Genomic DNA, 1,205 nt, shown 5'->3' on the forward strand with positions numbered 1-1,205 from the left:
AAAAAAAGCTGCATCATGTGTGCAGCTTTTTATGTGTTTGCTTTAGAGGTAGAAGTTTTAAAGCATGAAAGTATCCTTACGGCTTCTATAACCATAATAACCAAAAACACTGGAAACAATGGCGCCTACCAGACTTCCTAAAAAGCCCCACCATCCCATATTGGAGGCTGCTTTTGTAGCTTTAGTCGCAGTGTTTTTTGCTCCCTTGATCGTATCCTCAAGATTGTCCGAGAGTGTTTCTGCCTGTTCTTCAAGGGCTTTGATGGCTTTTTCGGTTTTTTCCTCGGCGCTTTGATAGAGTTGAACGGCACGGTTTACTGCTGTTTGTGCGTCCGAACGGGTCATGCCATCTTTTATGAGGGCTTCGATGATATCACTTCGATCAAATTTTGTCGTGAGATCTTCTACACGATCAGACAGGCGCTCACCAAGATTTTTTAAAGTGGTGCGATAGTGAGAAGGATCATTTTTGAAAGCTGTGATCGCAGAACCAATATCGTTGAGTGCTGCTTGATAGGTTTGTTTCAAGCGATCAGGGTTGAGAGCAGGAATGTCGCTTTTATTGAGAAGGGTGCGCAATTCACTACCAAGTTGGTCAAAATTGATACCATTGTCACTGTTTTTTGCAAAAAACTTTTCAAGACTTTCGCTGTTTAATTTTGCAAGTATGGGGGAAATATTGGTTTTGAGGCTGTCTACGGTTTGTTGGACCATGGAGCTGTTTTCTAGAGCAGTTTTAGCTCCTATCTTTGCTGTACTAGAAACCACGTGGATGGCTTGGAGGGTCATTAGCAATGTTATGAGAGCCCAAGTAAGAAAGCCATGAAGCGTCCCTGACGATTCAGCAAAACGTCCAGCTACAAAGCCTCCCAAGGCTAGGCTAATCAGTGTAACGATAATAGAACCCACGCCAAAGGAGAGGAAAGAGCCTTCAAATGGGGTTGAAGAGGTGAAATCCATTTGGCTTAAGCCTAAAGCTGCTACCAGAAAAGAGAGGCAGATTGAGGTGGCAAGGGCTGTCACCAATCCCGCAAAGATTGCGGACCATGAAATGGGTGTGTGAAAGAATGGATACTTTTCTTCTAGAGATGTTTCTCCTAGAAAATTCGTATCGAATGGTGTGTCTTCAGGAATGCGAGTTTCCATGTTTTATCTCCTTGAATATGCTGGAGATACAATGTCTTTTTGCCAATTATGTTCCAAAA

Annotated in this window: 1 protein-coding gene; it reads right to left on the reverse strand. The window is 42.9% G+C overall.

Annotated features, from left to right (window positions below; genetic code table 11):
- Positions 1 to 57 precede the first annotated feature (57 nt).
- The gene (locus ACFIKQ_RS08970) at positions 58 to 1,146 is read right to left on the reverse strand and encodes a DUF3792 domain-containing protein (protein WP_375656306.1); all 1,089 of its coding nucleotides are present in this window, start codon (positions 1,144 to 1,146) and stop codon (positions 58 to 60) included.
- Between the last annotated feature and the right edge of the window lie 59 nt (positions 1,147 to 1,205).

The organism is Bartonella sp. MR63HLJHH (assembly GCF_042194155.1).
Taxonomy (GTDB): domain Bacteria; phylum Pseudomonadota; class Alphaproteobacteria; order Rhizobiales; family Rhizobiaceae; genus Bartonella; species Bartonella grahamii.